This is a genomic window from Geomonas diazotrophica (assembly GCF_019063885.1).
In the GTDB taxonomy this organism is placed as follows: Bacteria; Desulfobacterota; Desulfuromonadia; order Geobacterales; family Geobacteraceae; genus Geomonas; species Geomonas diazotrophica.
The window spans coordinates 469,897-485,855 of the sequence record NZ_CP077684.1 but is presented as its reverse complement, the minus strand read 5'-3'; the positions used below and the strand labels follow the sequence as shown (position 1 = coordinate 485,855).

At 66.0% G+C, this 15,959-nt stretch carries 16 protein-coding genes; 6 read left to right on the top strand and 10 right to left on the bottom strand.

What is annotated here, in order from left to right; all coding sequences use genetic code 11:
• Positions 1 to 168 precede the first annotated feature (168 nt).
• Together glyS and glyQ are read right to left on the bottom strand one after the other, a co-directional pair.
• Complete coding sequence (gene glyS, locus KP003_RS02130; protein ID WP_216497326.1) at positions 169 to 2,232, bottom strand: glycine--tRNA ligase subunit beta; 2,064 nt, start codon at positions 2,230 to 2,232, stop codon at positions 169 to 171.
• The gene (gene glyQ / locus KP003_RS02125; RefSeq protein ID WP_236026710.1) at positions 2,232 to 3,107 is read right to left on the bottom strand and encodes a glycine--tRNA ligase subunit alpha; all 876 of its coding nucleotides are present in this window, start codon (positions 3,105 to 3,107) and stop codon (positions 2,232 to 2,234) included. Before glyQ ends, glyS begins: the two co-directional genes overlap by 1 nt.
• A gap of 263 nt (positions 3,108 to 3,370) precedes the next feature.
• Here glyQ and merA point away from each other — a divergent pair, with 263 nt between their 5' ends.
• Both merA and KP003_RS02115 read left to right on the top strand, forming a co-directional pair.
• Positions 3,371 to 4,777 (top strand): mercury(II) reductase, encoded by a 1,407-nt coding sequence (merA, locus tag KP003_RS02120; protein ID WP_217300240.1) that lies wholly within the window; start codon positions 3,371 to 3,373, stop codon positions 4,775 to 4,777.
• 160 nt (positions 4,778 to 4,937) lie between these two features.
• Positions 4,938 to 5,975 carry an HD-GYP domain-containing protein gene (locus tag KP003_RS02115; protein ID WP_239027593.1) on the top strand — a complete coding sequence of 346 codons (1,038 nt, stop codon included), beginning with the start codon at positions 4,938 to 4,940 and terminating at the stop codon, positions 5,973 to 5,975.
• Here the strand turns inward: KP003_RS02115 and KP003_RS02110 are convergent.
• From KP003_RS02110 to def, 5 genes are all read right to left on the bottom strand, one after another.
• Entirely contained in the window at positions 5,972 to 6,847 is an 876-nt protein-coding gene (locus KP003_RS02110; protein WP_217300239.1) for an NlpC/P60 family protein, read from the bottom strand. The two genes, KP003_RS02115 and KP003_RS02110, sit on opposite strands and share 4 nt — an antisense overlap.
• Before the next feature lie 100 nt (positions 6,848 to 6,947).
• Positions 6,948 to 7,883 carry a polysaccharide deacetylase family protein gene (locus KP003_RS02105; protein ID WP_239027592.1) on the bottom strand — a complete coding sequence of 312 codons (936 nt, stop codon included), beginning with the start codon at positions 7,881 to 7,883 and terminating at the stop codon, positions 6,948 to 6,950.
• A gap of 46 nt (positions 7,884 to 7,929) precedes the next feature.
• Positions 7,930 to 8,700, bottom strand: coding sequence for a DUF116 domain-containing protein (locus KP003_RS02100; protein ID WP_236026712.1), 771 nt, complete (start codon positions 8,698 to 8,700; stop codon positions 7,930 to 7,932).
• Positions 8,690 to 9,646: a methionyl-tRNA formyltransferase gene (gene fmt, locus KP003_RS02095; protein ID WP_216497332.1), complete on the bottom strand. Its 957-nt coding sequence runs from the start codon at positions 9,644 to 9,646 to the stop codon at positions 8,690 to 8,692. Before fmt ends, KP003_RS02100 begins: the two co-directional genes overlap by 11 nt.
• Positions 9,643 to 10,161 (bottom strand): peptide deformylase, encoded by a 519-nt coding sequence (def, locus tag KP003_RS02090; RefSeq protein ID WP_216497333.1) that lies wholly within the window; start codon positions 10,159 to 10,161, stop codon positions 9,643 to 9,645. Before def ends, fmt begins: the two co-directional genes overlap by 4 nt.
• 272 nt (positions 10,162 to 10,433) lie before the next feature.
• Between def and KP003_RS02085 the strand changes: the two genes are divergently transcribed.
• Positions 10,434 to 10,634: a hypothetical protein gene (locus tag KP003_RS02085; RefSeq protein ID WP_216497334.1), complete on the top strand. Its 201-nt coding sequence runs from the start codon at positions 10,434 to 10,436 to the stop codon at positions 10,632 to 10,634.
• 9 nt (positions 10,635 to 10,643) lie between these two features.
• Here KP003_RS02085 and KP003_RS02080 read toward each other — a convergent pair whose 3' ends face one another.
• The 3 genes from KP003_RS02080 to KP003_RS02070 form a co-directional block, all read right to left on the bottom strand.
• Positions 10,644 to 11,255 (bottom strand): flavodoxin family protein, encoded by a 612-nt coding sequence (locus KP003_RS02080; protein WP_216497335.1) that lies wholly within the window; start codon positions 11,253 to 11,255, stop codon positions 10,644 to 10,646.
• A gap of 108 nt (positions 11,256 to 11,363) precedes the next feature.
• Positions 11,364 to 11,525, bottom strand: a complete 162-nt coding sequence (locus KP003_RS02075) for a hypothetical protein (RefSeq protein ID WP_216497336.1) — start codon at positions 11,523 to 11,525, stop codon at positions 11,364 to 11,366.
• A gap of 92 nt (positions 11,526 to 11,617) precedes the next feature.
• Positions 11,618 to 13,219, bottom strand: coding sequence for a thiolase family protein (locus tag KP003_RS02070; protein WP_216497337.1), 1,602 nt, complete (start codon positions 13,217 to 13,219; stop codon positions 11,618 to 11,620).
• Between the two features lie 118 nt (positions 13,220 to 13,337).
• Here KP003_RS02070 and KP003_RS02065 point away from each other — a divergent pair, with 118 nt between their 5' ends.
• From KP003_RS02065 to KP003_RS02055, 3 genes are all read left to right on the top strand, one after another.
• Complete coding sequence (locus tag KP003_RS02065) at positions 13,338 to 13,691, top strand: VOC family protein (protein WP_216497338.1); 354 nt, start codon at positions 13,338 to 13,340, stop codon at positions 13,689 to 13,691.
• Positions 13,688 to 14,260 (top strand): SH3 domain-containing protein, encoded by a 573-nt coding sequence (locus KP003_RS02060; RefSeq protein ID WP_216497339.1) that lies wholly within the window; start codon positions 13,688 to 13,690, stop codon positions 14,258 to 14,260. Before KP003_RS02065 ends, KP003_RS02060 begins: the two co-directional genes overlap by 4 nt.
• 239 nt (positions 14,261 to 14,499) lie before the next feature.
• A complete protein-coding gene (locus KP003_RS02055; protein WP_216497340.1) occupies positions 14,500 to 15,804 on the top strand; it encodes a pyridoxal phosphate-dependent aminotransferase in 1,305 nt (434 codons plus the stop codon).
• Positions 15,805 to 15,959: the final 155 nt, after the last annotated feature.

Below are 15,959 nucleotides of genomic sequence, written 5' to 3'. Positions count from 1 at the left end.
GTTGTTAATAAATTTGGAGCTTAAAGTATACACATAAACCGAAAAAGGCAAACAGCCGCCGGGAGTTGCACCCGGACGGCTGTTTACGTGAGCGTCAGATAAATCGTTGTGCTGCTGCGTTGGCCTGCTCCAGGGTGCCGCATCCCGGGTTCAGCTGTCGCAGTCTTTTCATGCCGACAACCTCGCGAAATCCGCCAGGCTCCCGAAGAGCCGCGCGATCGAGGTCAAAAGCGCCAGGCGGTTGCCGCGCACCTTCTCGTCCTCCGCCATGACCATGACCTTGTCGAAGAAGAGGTCGACGGCGGGCTTCAAGGTGGCGATCTCGGTGAGGGCGGCGAGGTAGTCGGCGCCGGAGAGTGCCGCATCCACCTTCTGCTTCACCTGCTGCTGCGCCTCGTAGAGCGCGCCCTCGGCCGGCTCCTGGAAGAGGTCGGCGGCTACCGGGGTGTCCACCCCTTCCTTCACGATGTTGCCGACGCGCTTGAAGGCGCCGGCCAGCGCGGCGAAGTCCTCGCGCTTTCTGAACTCGGCGAGTGCCTGGATCTTGGCGGCCGCCTCGACCAGGTCTTCGAAGGAGACGGAGACCACCGCGTCCACCACGTCGGAGGGGTAGCGGTCCGCCATCAGGTTCACGAAGCGGCCGCGGAAGAACTCGATGACGTCCTTGTAGACGTCCTCGACAGGGCGGGTCGCCTTGGCGGCGAGGAGTTCCAGGGATGCCCTCACGAGGCCGGAGACCGGCTCGCGGTACCCCTTGTCCAGGATGATGTTGATGATGCCCAGCGCCGAGCGGCGCAGCGCGTACGGGTCGGCGGAGCCGGTGGGGATAAGTCCCACGCTGAAGCAGCCGCAGATGGTGTCTATCTTGTCGGCGAGCGAAACGAAGGCGCCGATGTCGGAGGCGGGGAGCTCGCCGCCGGCCTGGGTGGGGAGGTAGTGCTCGGCGATGGCGTTGGCGACCGCCGCGTCCTCGCCGTCATGCAGCGCATACTCGCGTCCCATGATCCCCTGAACCTCGGGGAATTCACCGACCATGCCGGAGACGAGGTCCGCCTTGCACAGGGTGGCGGCACGGGCGGCCTTGTCGACCACAGCGGGGTTGTGCCGGGAGGCAAGCCCCTTGGCCAGCTCGCGGAAGCGCTCCATCTTTTCGTAGGAGGTGCCAAGCTTCGCCTGATAGACCACGCTCTTCAGGCTCTCGACGCGGGTCTCGAGCTTCACCTTGTGGTCCTCGTCGAAGAAGAAGCGGGCGTCGGAGAGGCGGGCCCGAAGGACGCGCTCGTTCCCCTTGACCACGACGGAGGGGTCCTCGGTCAGGGTGTTGTTGATGGTGATGAAGCCCGGCAGCAGTTTCCCCTGGTCGTCCACCAGGGAGAAGTAGCGCTGGTGCTCGCGCATGGAGGTGATGAGGACCTCGCGCGGCACGACCAGGAAGTCGGGGGAGAAGGTGCCGTGCACGGCGGAGGGGTACTCGACCAGGAAGGAAACCTGCTCGAGGAGCGCCTCGTCGGGGAGCACGTTCCCCTTGGCCTGGCGGGCCACCCGGTCGATCTCCTGGCGGATGATCGCCTTTCTCTTCTCCGGGTCGGGAATCACGAAGTGGCGCTCGCACTCCTCCAGGTAGTGGGCGAGGTCGCGCACCGGGAAGGTGTTGTTGGCCATGAAGCGGTGGCCGCGGGAGGCCGAGCCGCTCTCGATGTTGCCGAAGGAGAAGGGAACCACGGTGCCGCCGTAGAGCGCCACGATCCAGTGGATCGGGCGGGCGAAGCGGACGTCGAAGTCGGCCCAGCGCATGGACTTCTTGAAGGGGATGTTGCCGATCAGGCGGGGCAGCATCTCCGGGAGGAGCTCGGCGGTGTCGCGCCCCACCTCACTCTTGACCGCGGCGAGGTACTCCCCCTTCGGGGTCATGACCACCTTTAGGTCGGCGACCTCCACACCCTGACCGCGGGCGAAGCCCTGGGCGGCCTTGGTCGGGTTGCCGTCGGCGTCGTAGGCGGCGCTTTTGGCCGGCCCCATGGCGGTCAGTTCCGCGTCGGGCTGGCGCTCAGCCATCCCTTTCACCGCCAGCACCAGGCGGCGCGGGGTGCCGAGCGTCACGATCTCGCCGAACTCGATGCGGGCCGTCTCCAGCTCGCGCTTCATGAGGGCTTCCATGTCGGCCATCGCCTTGGGGACGAAGCCGGCCGGAATCTCCTCGCAACCTATTTCGAGGAACAGATCCTTAGCCATTAGCGACCTCCTTTCAGGAGCGGGAAGCCGAGCCGCTCGCGCATCTGCAGATACCCCTCGGCGCACAGGCGCGCCACGTTACGCACCTTGCCGATGTAGGAGGCGCGCTCGGTGACCGAGATGGCGCCGCGGGCGTCCAGGAGGTTGAAGGTGTGGGAGCACTTCATGACGTAGTCGTAGGCGGGGAGCACGAGCCCCTTCTCCACCAGGCGGACGCACTCATTCTCGTACATCTTGAAGAGGCTGAGCAGCATGTCGACGTCGGCCTCCTCGAAGTTGTAGGTGGAGAACTCGACCTCGCTCTCGTGGTGGATGTCGCCGTACTTGACCCCCTTGACCCACTCGAGGTCGTAGACGTTGTCCACGCCCTGCAGGTACATGGCGATCCTTTCGCAGCCGTAGGTGATCTCCGAGGAGACCGGCTTCAGATCGATGCCGCCGGCCTGCTGGAAGTAGGTGAACTGGGTGATCTCCATGCCGTCCAGCCAGACCTCCCAGCCAAGCCCCCAGGCGCCCAGGGTCGGGGATTCCCAGTCGTCCTCGACGAAGCGGATGTCGTGCTTGTTCGGGTCGATGCCGAAGGCGCGCAGGGAGTCGAGGTAGAGGTCCAGGATGTTCATGGGCGAGGGCTTCATGATCACCTGGAACTGGTAGTAGTGCTGCAGGCGGTTCGGGTTCTCGCCGTAGCGCCCGTCGGTCGGCCGCCTGGACGGTTCCACGTAGGCCACTTTCCACGGCTCGGGCCCGAGCACGCGCAGGAAGGTGGCCGGGTTGAAGGTCCCCGCCCCTTTTTCCGTATCATAGGGTTGCTGGATTACGCACCCCTGTCCCGCCCAATACCCCTGCAGGGAGAGGATCAGATCCTGAAATGTCAACACGCCGCCTCCGATCAAATCGTATATTTCAAGTGGTGCAGCTTTTTGAATAAAAAAGTTTACTGTATCCAAACAGTTAGGCTCGCCAGATTACAACAGCGCACCCGGCGCTGTCAAGGAATATCACCCGCAAACACAGTAAAAACGGGGCGCCGCGGGGGCGCCCGGGAGGGTGGGCGGCAAGGGGGAGGGGAAAATACCGGTGAATTCTCCTGTTTACCGGCCGCCGCCGGGACGGTAAACTTAGCGAGGGGGAAATTCACATGAGTACGACAGAGGAAATCGTCATATTAGGATCGGGCTCCACCGCCTTCGCTGCGGCGCTGAGGGCCAAGGAGCGCGGCGCCCGATCCATCATGATCGAGCGGAGCGTCCTCGGCGGCACCTGCATCAACTGGGGGTGCATCCCCTCGAAGACCCTGATCCACTGCGCCCTGTTCCGGCACGAAGCCGAGCTGGGCGAGCGGCTTGGCCTTGGGGTGCGCAGGGAAGGCATCGACTTCCCCACCCTGGACCGGCACAAGTTCGCCGTGGTGCAGGAACTGAGGCAGAAGAAGTACCTGGACGTCCTGGCGCAGCTTCCGGAGCTGTCCCTCGTCAAGGGGAAGGGGGTATTCGTCGCCCCCGGCAAGGTGCAGGTGGAGGACCGGGTCATCGAAAGCGACCGCATCCTGATCGCGACCGGCGGCCACCCGCGCGTTCCCGCCATACCGGGGCTGGAGCGGACCCCGTACCTGACCAGCAAGAGCGCGCTCCTCCTGAAGAGCCTCCCGGAATCGCTCACCGTGGTCGGCGGCGGGGTCATCGCACTGGAGCTCGGGCAGATGTTCCACCGGCTGGGGGTCCCGGTCACCATACTGGAGCACGGTTCGCGCGTGCTTCCCGCGGTGGAACCGGAGCCGGCACTTGCGCTGCAGCATGCGTTGGAGGGCGAGGGGATGAGGGTGGTGGTGGGAGCCGCGATCTGCTCGGTGGCGCGCGAAGGGGCAGGGGTGCGGGTCGAGGCGCTGGTCGACGGCGAGCCGCACCAGTTCTCCTCTCAGCAGCTCCTCTTGGCGGTGGGGACCGCCCCCGCCACGGAAGGGATCGGGCTGGAACGGGCCGGGGTGGAGCTGGACCCGCGCGGCTTCATCAAGGTCGACGGCGAGATGCGCACCACGGCGCCGGGCATCTGGGCGGCCGGCGACGTCACCGGCGGCATGCAAATCGCCACGGTGGGGGCGCGCGAAGGGATCGCCGCGGTGGACAACATGCTGCAGACCGGATGCCACTGCGAAGTGAACTACCAGACTTTACCGATGGCCATCTTCACCGATCCCGAGGTGGCCATGGTGGGCTACGGCGAGGAGGCGGCGCGCCTGGCGGGCTTCGACGTGGAGAGCCACACCATACCCGCCTCCGCGATACCCAAGGCCCACGTTACCGGGGCGCTGGACGGCGCCGTCAAGATAGTCGCCGACCGCGTCACCGACCGGATCCTCGGCGTCCATCTCTGCCTGCACCGCGGCGCCGACATCATCAACGAGGCCGCCCTCGCCATCCGCTGCCGCATGACGGTGGCCGAACTCGCCGACACGCTGCACGTCTACCCCTCCATGGGCGAGGGGCTGCGCCTGTGCGCCCAAGCCTTCAACCGCGACCTCACCCAGCTCTCCTGCTGCGCCGAGTAGCCCCCAGAGCGGCGCCGGCCGCACCCTCCCCCCCCCCGGATTAGCAATTGACAACGAATTCATGAAGAATTACCATGCTGCCGCGTCGGACCGCGCCTTGGCGGCACGACAGGCCGGTGCTTGCTTTTGTGCAATGAGTTATGAGCGGGGGGAAATGTCGATGGCGGCTGAAGTTCTTTTCGTGGATGACAACAAGCTGATCTTGCAAGCCTCCGTCGACCTGTTCAGGTCGCAGGGAATCGACCTGCTCACCGCCAGCAACGCCGCCGAGGCCCTCGAGCTGTTCCGGCATCACGAGATCGCGGTGGTGGTCTCGGACAACCGCATGCCCGGGATGTCCGGGCTCGATTTTCTCACCGAACTGCGCCGGCTCTCGCCGGACACCGTCAAGGTGCTCATCTCCTCCTACGTCGACCTCGCCACCGCGCTTGCCGCCATCAACAACTCGGAGGTGTTCCGCTACCTGCTGAAGCCCTGGAAGGAGCAGGAGATACTGGACGTTGTGCAGGAGGGGCTCAGGCGCTACCGGACCGTGCAGGTCATGAGGCGGGAGGACGAGGCGGTGTTGCGCTCCCTGGCCCAGACCATCGAGCTCAAGGACCCCAGCACCAAGGGGCACTGCGACCGCGTGGCGGTCTACGCCCTTCTGATCGCCGACGCCATGGGACTCTCCAAGGAGAGCCTGCGTCAGATCAAGTACGGCAGCTGGCTGCACGACTGCGGCAAGATCGGCGTCTCCGAGCTGATCCTCAACGGCAGCGGACGGCTCAACGAGGACGAGTTCGAAACCATGAAGCTCCATACCGACTGGGGCGCCGACCTGGCGGAAAAGGCGAGGCTCTCCGAAGTCGCCAAGAACATCATCCGCCACCACCACGAGAAATACGACGGGACCGGCTACCCCCTCGGGCTGAAAGGGGAGGCGATCCCGCTGGAGGCGCGCATCGTGTCGGTGGCCGACGTCTACGACGCACTCACCATGGACCGCTCCTACCGCAGGAGGTACCCCTATGCAGAGGCGCGGGAAATGGTGCGCTCCATGAGCGGAGAGGCGCTGGACCCGGGCATCGTGGCGGTCTTCCTGAAGGTGGTCCCGGAGGGTCCCCTCCCCTGTTCCGAGGAACTGCTGGGGGTCCCCGACCCGGTCCTTGTCGATCCCAAAGGGATGAACATGAGCCTCGTCCGCGCCCTGGCCTAGGGCGCCCCGGCTCCCCCCGGGGGGAACCACCGGCGCACCACGAAAGCCCCGCCCCCGGCGCTCCCCTTGGGAAAGCTGTCCGCGGGCTTTCTCGTTTTCATGATCTGCCTGATGAGCTCAAGCCTGGGCGTCATCATCACCCCGCTTCGCTTCCCGCCGCACCCCATCCTGCTTTCGATGATCGATTCGTCGTCGAGCACCACCATCACGTGTCCGTTCCAGACTAGGAGGTCCAGTGGCTTGAGCTTGCGCGCGATCGCCTCGGCGGAGAGCCCCGCCACCGGGACCGCCTCGCCGTAGCCGATCAGGGTGGAGGTATTCCTGGGGGTGAAGCCGTCGGTAGCCTGGTAGAGAAGACCCGAGCAGTCCACCCCGGCCAGCGGGTCCCCGTGCGGGTAGTACTTGCGCAAAAGCGGAACGCCATCCTTCACGTTCCCTCCCCACACGTACGGTTTGCCCAGAGCCGCCAAAAGCCGTTTCTGAATCTCCGCCAGCTCCGGGAGGTGGCGCGGGCGGTCCTTGGCCGCCGCATCGGCCTCTTCTACGAAGCGGGCATCAACGTACAACCCGGTTTTGGAAGGATAGGGATAATCGTTGCTGGTCACCCGCAGCACCTTGACGCCGTTCTTCTCCAGCTCTCCCTCAACGGCGAACAGGGTGCCCGGCAGGGCGATGAACTCGATGGGGCGCACCCCGCGGCAGGGATCAAGCGCGACCTTACCGCCGAAGCTGCCGGCGAAGTCGGGGGTGTTGAGGACCGGGGCGAAGGAGACGGCGACTACCCGCTTCGGGGCGGCAGCGGCGGTTACGCGGGTGGAGAACGGGGTTACGGCAAGGGCAAGGGCTATCACCGCGAGCAGAAGAGTCTTCATGACCTACCTCGTGACAGGACCGGCGGGAGCGGCTTGGGCCGGAGCCCGGCCGGCGGGAACGCGGCGGGTGCCGCGGGTTGCGGCGCGGACGGAGCCGCGCTCAGTCGGCAAAGGCCGCGGCAAGCGGCAGGAGGTGCACCCCCACCCCCTTCAACAGCGGCAGCGCCAGCCGGACCCCCTTGGGCTCGTTGCCGTTGCCGTGCACCAGGATGAAGCTGCCGCGGCGCGGCTGCTCCCCTTTGGCGAGCCAGGCGTCGGCGCCGATCGGGACCAGGGAGAGCTCCGCCAGGAGGTTCATGGCGGCGCCGTCGGAAACAAGGCCGGGAAAGCGGAAAAAGGGGGAGGGAACCATCCCGCGGGAGAGGAGCTGCTGCTCCAGCTGCAGCACCTCGGCGCGCAGGTCGGTCCCCGGCGCCAGCAGGAAGTTCCCCGGAAGCGGCACCTTGGGGTCGTAGTGGTGGTGCCAGGAGTGGTTCACCCAGGTGACCGCGAGCCTCCCCGCGGCGACCTCCCCCTTCAGGTAGGCCACCTCCTCCGGGTGGCTCTCCAGCCACACCCCGGTGACCATCACCGCCACGGGCACCGCCTTGCCACGGGAGAGCGCCGCCGCGGCCTCGAAGAGCTCGCGCTCGAAGGGGCGCTTGGAGGGGCAGAGATCGACGGTGAGAAAGAAGCCGTCGGCAGCGGTCTCGGCGCGGGTGGCGCCTCCGTTTTGCAGCCGGTACGGGGGAGCGGTGTAGCGCTTCACCGCGCGCCCCAGCCGGGTGGCGTTGAAATCGCCCTCCCTTCGCGGGACCAGGTCGGCCGCCGGGAGGTCGAAGCTCTGCAGGGTGACGGGGTCGACGGCGAGCCGGTGCGGCACGCCATCCTCCTTAAAGCCCCTGATGGCCCACAGTTCCCGCCCCGAGCGGTCGGCGACCGGCTCGCGCAGCGCGCGGTAGTCGGAGATCTGCAGCGCGTGGGAAGAGCCCGGCGCCAGTATCAGGAGCGGGAAGAGGAGCGGGAAGAGGAGCAGCAGGCAGAACATAAGACGCATGGCGGACTCTTTGGCGGGGTGCGGCGTGCCGGAAGGCATGGAGGGGCTAGGCCAGCACCGAGCGGAGCGCGGCGTCGATCTTGTCGACGTCGACGCGGGTGTTGAAGCAGGGGCCGAAGGGGCGGTCGTTGAGCACCCCGATCACCGGCAGGGGGTAGCAATCCTTGATCCCCGAGGTGAGGTCGCGTTCGCAGGCGACGGCCAGGACCAGCTTGGGGCGCTTCTCGATGATCACCTTCCTGGCCAGGGTGCCGCCGGTCGCCACCGATATGTCGACGTTGTACTTGCGGGCCAGGTCGGCGAGCCCCATGATGTCGCAGCGGCCGCAGCGCAGGCACTTGTCGATCTCCCCGGTGACCTTGATCTCGCACTCGGCGAGCTGCAGGCAGTGGGGGAGCAGGATCAGGATCCGGTCCGCCTTGATCTTCAGGCGCTGCGAAATCACCAGGGAGTTGTTCATGGCCACGAAGGACTGGCGGATGGTGTCCTTGGAGATGCCGCAGAGCTTGCCGATCTGCTCGATGAGCGGGAGCAGGAACTTGATCACGACCCCGCGCATGAACCTGGTGCCGAGGATGTCCTTGCCGAGCGCCGTGGTGAGCACCAGGAGGGCGGTCCCGAGGACCGCGATGCCGGAGAGGACGGCGAACACCATCCCCACCACGCGCGGCAGGTCCGGGTGGATGTTGGCCAGCCCCATGGTCGGGATGTACCACCCCAGGTAGATGAGCCCCACCACCAGAAGGCAGGTCACCCCCATGAGGGCCACGAAGAGTCGCTTCTGGGGCGGTTTCTGATAGGTTCCTTTATGCCCCAACTGCAGAATCCTTTTTGCCCAGCAGCGAGCCCGCCGGCACCTTGTAGCCGGCCAGGAAATCCCCGGCCGCCATCCGCTTCTTCCCTTCCAGCTGCAGCTCACGGATCACGAGGCTCCCCTCGCCGCAGGCGACCTCGATGCCATCGCGGCCGGCAGCGACCACCTCGCCGGGGGTCCCGGTTCCGGCGGCGGTCTGCACCTTGTACACCTTCAGGAGCTTGTCGTCGAGGAAGCTGAAGGCGCCGGGCCAGGGGGTCATGCCGCGCACCTGGTTCTTGATGTCACGGGCGCTCCTGGTCCAGTCGATGAGGCCGTCTTCCTTCTTCATCATGGGGGCGTAGCAGGTGAGCGCGTCGTCCTGCTTCTCGGGGGTGAGCTCGCCGGCGACCAGGCGGTCCAGGGTCTGGGCCAGGAGCTCGGCGCCCAGCTGCGACATCCGGTCGTGCAGGCTCTGGGTGTCCTCGTCCGGGTCGATCGGGGTGGCGCTCTTGAGCAGCATATCGCCGGTGTCGAGCCCCACGTCCATCATCATGGTGGTGACCCCGGTCTCGGTCTCGCCGTTTATGATGCACCAGTTGAGCGGCGCGGCGCCGCGGTAGCGCGGCAGGAGCGAGGCGTGCACGTTGATGCAGCCGTGCTTCGGGATGTCCAGGAGCGCCTTGGGGAGGATCTGGCCGAAGGCGATCACCACGATCAGGTCCGGCTCCAGGGCGCGGATCTCCTCGATCGACTCGGGCAGGCGCACCTTCACCGGTTGCAGCACCGGGATGCCGTGCTCCTGCGCCACCACCTTGACCGGAGGCGGGAGGGTCTGCTGCCCCCTCCCCTTGGGGCGGTCGGGCTGGGTGACCACGGCCACCACGTTTTCACCGCGTTCGATCAGGGTGCGCAGGGTGGGGCAGGCGAATTCGGGTGTCCCCATGAAGACGATACGCAAACCGGTCATCGTTGCTGCTCCTTTGCCTCTTCCTGGGCGCGCTGGTAGCGCTTGCGGAAGAGCCCCTTCTTGAGCGGGGAGAGGTGGTCTATGAAGAGGACGCCGTCCAGGTGGTCGATCTCGTGCTGGAAGGCGATCGCCAACAGGTCGTCGGCGCGGATCACCACCTCCTCGCCGTCCAGGTTCAGCATCTTCACCACCACGCGGGCGTGGCGGCGCACGTTGGCCGAGAACTTGGGCACCGACAGGCACCCCTCCTCCTCGTAGGCCTCACCTTCGGCGTGAACGATCTCGGGGTTGATGGCGACGATCAGCTCGGGCTGTTCGTCCTTGCACGAGACGTCGATCACCACGATGCGCTGGTGCACCCCGATCTGGGGGGCGGCAAGCCCCACCCCGGGGGCGTCGTACATGGTCTCGGCCATGTCGCGCACCAGCTCGCGGGTCTTTTCGGTAATCACGGTAACCGGCAAGGAGCGTTTCTTTAACTCCGGGTCCGGATAGGTCAGTATTTTTCGTACCATATGTCCTTCCTTTGGCTTTGGGGGCTATCCGGGTCACTATACTAAAGTTGTCGGGAAAAAATCAACGAGATACTCATGAGGGGAGGGAGCGCGCGAGGCTCATCGGCCGGCGCCTTCCCGCGTCAAAATCCCGTCAAAAGGGGCCGAAAGTCAAAAAAACGTCCGTCAAAAAGGACCCTTTCCCCGGATCACCGGCAACGATTTCGATGTGTTAGCGGGAGGGAACGTCTCTTGCTTGTCTCCAGGTTCGACAGTCGCAGCAGGAGGAAGGCATGACGCAGGAACCTATGGCAGCATCGAAGCATCTCACCGGAAAAACCGCACCCCCGGCAGCGCTCCTGGCGGCAGCAGCCGCCCTGCCGCACCTCCTGGCCCGGGGCAGGGCCGACGTGCCGTTGCGCACGCCCGCCAGGCGTCCGCGCCGCATCTGGGGGAGCGAGGACGGCTTCACCATGGCGGCCCCGCGCCGCTAGCCGCGGCAGCTACCTCCCCGTCGCCAGCTTCCCTCCCAAAAGGCGCGCCTTCGCCAGGACGCGCCTTCCCGCACACTGACGCTCCTCCCTGGCCGAAAGCCCCACAAAGATGGTCCCCATGCAGCTCGCCCCGAGCAGCTCCGCGCTCTGCCTGAGCATCTTCACGACCGGCGTGAACAGCCGGGCCATGAAGCCCGGCGCCGCGCTCGCCGCCACCAGCACCGCCCGCCTGGGCTTTTCCCGGCTGCGGACCTTGGGCGCCGGAGTGCCCCAGGGCCAGTAGGCGTAGCAGACCAGACGCTCCACGAACCTCTTGGTGAGGGCGGTGACCGCCCCGAAGTTGGTCGGGGAGGCGAGCACCACCCCCTGGCACCCCTCCACCAGGTCGAGCAGCCGCGCCATCTCGTCGGCGACCGGGCAGATGCCGCGCGCCCCTCCCGGCGTCTGGGTGCAGAGCCGGCAGTTGGTGCAGAACTCGACGTGGGTGTCCAGGAGGTAAACCTTCTCGACCTGTGCGCCGGCCGCGGCGGCTCCGGCCAGGACCGCATCCACCACCTGGTCGACCATGCCCCCCTTGCGGTAGCTTCCCACGATGGCGACCACCTTCACTGCGTCACCCATAACGCCTCCGTCAGCCCGCCTGCCCGTGGCACTCCTGTTCGCGGCGGCACCCTCACCCCTGCCCCATCCCGGAGGGCGAGGGGGAAATCGACCGGCGGCAAGGACTACTTACTTTGTTTCCGCATCCCGCGCCGCCTGTTCGGCCCGCGCCTTGCGCTCCAGCTTCCTTCTGCGGCGCCCCCCCAGGAATGACTCCTCGATCACTATGAAAACGAACAGCACGATGAAAAGGGCGAAGATGACGCCCAGGATCTTGAACAGCAGGGTCATGTTGCGCTTGCTCCTTAGCTTTGCGGTCGCCCGGGGAGCCCGGACCGGCTGGCTACTATACCGATCCGGAACGAGGTGTCAAGGCAAACCCGCTAGCCGTTGCCGGTGAGCTTCTTCCAGCCGCTGCCGGCCAGTTCCAGGACGCCGTCCATGGTCCTTTTGTAGAACTTCCTGACCGGGATGCGGTTCACCAGGATCTCCTCACCGCTGCGCTCGAGGCTGACCGGCTCCCCGGATTTCAGCTGCACGACCTTCTCGTAGTGCTCCCCCCCCACCCCGAACAGGAAGGAATAGCGCCGCCCCTGGGCCAGGCAGGAGACGATGATGATGATCCCCTCCGGGACGCCGGTCTTGAAGTCGAAGCGGGTGGTGGCTGCGACGAAGCGCCCCTCCACCGGCTCCCCGTTCAAGAGCTCGTTCAGGGTGAGGTTCTTGGGTTTCATGCGCCCCAGTGGAGGAAGCCCCCACGGTGAGAGTGCGGGGTGCGAGCGCTGGCGGTAGTGGCTGGTCCGCTCCAGGAGCGTCACCACGTTGTTGTTGATCGGCCCGCCGATGGAGTGGGCAAGCCCCATCTGGAAGCGCCCGCCGGTGATCAGGCGGTGGTTCTCCACGATCTGGATCATCCCCGTGGCCCCCAGCGGGTGGCCGCGCCCCTTGAGCCCGCCGGTCAGGTTGGTGGGGAAACTGCCGAACTCGCCGGTCAGCTCGTCGTTCAAGAGCGCCTCGACGATGCGGCGGCGCGGGACGAAGCCAAGGTCCACCATGTTGATGGGGCCGAACCCGTTGAAGGGGTCGTGCATGTTGACGTGGATCTTTCCGGCGAAGTCGGTGATCTTCCTGATGCCCGCCATGGCGTAGGCCTCGGCGGCGGCGCGGACCGTGGCGGGGAAGCTGTGGAAGTAGGGGCGGTCGGCGATGGTGGGGATGTCGGTGGCGCTCCCCACCCCCGAGACGATCACCTCGTGCGGCGTCGCCGACAGGAGCACCGCGGCGACCCCGTCGGACATGGGGCAGAAGTCGTGGTAGCGCAGGGGCCACCAGTAGCGGTAGTTCTTGCCGGTGACGATCTGGCGGTAGTACTCCTCGAGCGGGATCTCGAAGGAGAGGTGGGCGTCGGGGTTCCTGGCGGCGAAGCGGTGTGCCCTTTGGGTCAGAAGCGCGGAGAAGGCGGTCCACTCCTCGGTGGAAAGCCTGAGCCGCTCGATCAGCGAGCGGGCCACCAGCGCGCCGCAGGCGGGCATCGAGAGCCCGAACTCGGCCTCGTCCTTGTCGATCACCCCGGCGACGATGCGGGTCGCCTGCCCGGTGGAGACGTCGCTCATCTTCTGGATGCCGATGGCGAGCACGTGATCGCAGCGCCCGGAGGCGATCTGCAGGTAGGCGTACTCGAGCGCGGAGGCGCCGGAGGAGGAGGCCGTGTCGATCAGCACCGACTTGGCCCCGGAGATGCCGAGCACCCCGGCGATCTTGGCCGCGGTGTTGTCCACCCCGGAGAAGGCGACCGGGTTCTGGCACCCCACCACGACGGCGCCCACCTCGGAGCGGCGGATCCGGCTCCCGGCGAAGACCTCCCCCGCCTTTTCGGCCATCTCCAAAAAGCTCAGCGCCTCGCGCTCCCGGCCGTTGTAGCGCCCGACCGGGGCGAGGTACGAGGAGGCGACGTAGACCTCCCTGGGTTTGAATTGCTGCGTCACGCTTCCCCCCTGTAACGGGCGGCGCGTCGCCTTCCGGCGACGGATTAGCCTTGCCAGCGCCCGCCCACTCTGCTATCTATTAGAACGCTGTCACAACATATCATTCAAGGCGGTTTTCATGGTAGAGAAAATTAAGAATATCGTTGTATTTGTCAAGGACATCAAGGCCGCGCGTCGTTTTTACCGGGAGCAGTTAGGGCTCCCCGCGGGGCAGGAGACCGAATACATGATGGAGTTCCTCCCCGGCGAGGGGACCGCCCTTGGGGTGTCGCTGGCCATGCACGACGCGGCGCAGAAGCTGGTCGGGCGCCACACCGGCATCACCTTCACCGTGAAGGGGCTCGAGGAGCTCTACGCCCGGCTTACCCGGGAGGGAGTGCGTTTCACCGAGCCCCTGGAGAAGAGCCCGTGGGGCAAAATGGCGGTTGTCGCCGACCCGGACGGCAACGAGTTTGCCCTGGTGGAGATGTGAGATTCGTTTTAGCGTGCACCCTGCTGCTGGCCGGTGCCGGCTCAGCGGCAGTGGCCGCCCTCCCCGCCCCGCGCCCCTACAGCGGCTGCGGGGTGCTTATCCTCAGGCAGGGGGCGGGGTGGCAGCCGGAGAGCCTCGCGCTGTACCAGGAACCGGGCCTGCATCGGTTGGCCGAGACCACGCCCCAGGCGCTGCCGCGGCTCTCCGGCGACGACGCTGAGCCCCTTCTGGCGGCGAGCGAGCGGCGCGGCGGCTGGGTGCGGGTCGCGCTGGACGAGGCCGGGCGCCAGGGGTGGCTCGAAAAGGCGCGCGGGTGGGAGTACCGGGAGTGGCGCGACTTCCTGCCGGGGCGCACGGTGCGGCTTCTCCCCGGCCTGAAGAAGGAGTGGTACCAGTTGCGCCAGGCCCCCGGCGGCGAGCCGGCCCCCTCGGCGCCGCTCTCCCGGGACCAGGAGCTCAGGGTCCTTGAGGTGGCGCAGGAGTGGGCCCGGGTGGAGGCGCCGGCCGGGTGGCTGCGCTGGCGCGACCCCGACGGGAGGCTCACCGTCTCGCTGGCTGGAAGGCGCTGAAAAGAGAAAAAACATTGACATTGAATTCCCTGCATGCTATTTGAGGCGTCATGTATACTAACAGCGTTACATCACGTGGCACCGTCCACGCGGCAGCAGCGGCCAGACCTTTCAAGAGCCGCCACTGCTGATTAGAAAACAATAAATTTCTACTGAAGGCCGTGGGGGACCCCCGCGGCCTTTTTTTATACAAAAAACGGCTCTAGTCGCAGCAGATACATACCATCAGGGGGGAAAGAATGCGCAACGACATAGTTACTCCCGGCGCGGGAGAACTCACCTACGAAATCCGAAACATCGTCACCGTGGCCGAGAAGGTGCAGCGCCTCGGGGTGAAGATCAACTGGGAGAACATCGGGGACCCCATCGTCAAGGGAGAGACCATCCCGCTCTGGATGAAGGAGATCGTTGCGACCGAGGCGATGCACGACGAGAGCTACGCCTACTGCCCCACCCGCGGCGTGCTGGAGACCCGCGAGTTCATCTGCGAGATCACCAACAAGCGCGGCGGCGCGCAGATCACCCCGGACGACATCATCTTCTTCAACGGGCTGGGCGACGCCATCGCCAAGGTCTACGGGAACCTGAGGGCCGAGAGCCGCGTGCTGATGCCGTCGCCGACCTACACCACCCACTCCATCGGCGAGGCGGCCCACGCCAACGCGGTCCCGGTCTGCTACCGGCTGAAACCCGAGGACAACTGGTACCCCGACATGGAGGACCTCGAGTGCCACGTGAAGTACAACCCGCAGATCTCGGGGATCATGCTCATAAACCCGGACAACCCGACCGGCATGGTCTACCCCCCCGAGGTGCTGAAAGAGATCGTGGCCATCGCCAAGAAGTACGACCTGTTCCTGATCGCCGACGAGGTGTACAGCAACATCGTCTACAACGGCGAGCACACGGTACCCATCTCCGACGTGATCGGCGAGGTCCCTGCCATCGCCATGAAGGGGATCTCCAAGGAACTCCCCTGGCCCGGCTCGCGCTGCGGCTGGATCGAGGTCTACAACGGCGAGCGCGACCCGCGCTTCAAGAAGTTCGTCAACTCCATCCTCTCGTCCAAGATGAACGAGGTCTGCTCCACGACGCTGCCGCAGCGCTGCCTCCCCGCCGTGATGAAGCACCCGGAGTACCACAACTACCTGAAGGAGCGCATCGGCCGCTACGAGAAGATGAGCAACATCATGTACGACGCGCTCTCCCGGGTCCCCGAGCTGTCGGTGAACCGCACCAACGGCGCCTTCTACATGGCGGTTCCCTTCAAGCAGGGGGTGCTGAACCACACCCAGAGCCTGCCGATAAAGAACCCCGAGATCCGCGCGCTGGTGGAGGGGATCGTGAACCAGCCCGGCGTCGCGCCGGACAAGCGCTTCGTCTACTACATCCTGGCCCACACCGGCATCTGCGTGGTGCCGCTCTCCTCCTTCAACACCGAGCTCCTCGGTTTCCGCGTCACCCTGCTGGAGCGCGACGAGGAGGAGTGCCGCAAGATCTACCGCACCCTGACCGAGAACATCGCCGCCTACCTCGCCTCGTAGCCAGGTACGGCGTCCCCTCCCCTCTCCCTCCCCCCTTCCGGGGGGAGGGAACCTTCTCACCGCTTCTCCCCCTCCCCCCCTTTTTCTCCCCCACACCCCCTTTTTTGCCGCAAGTGGACGTCCTCATTGACTATCGAGCGGCAGTTATGCTATCC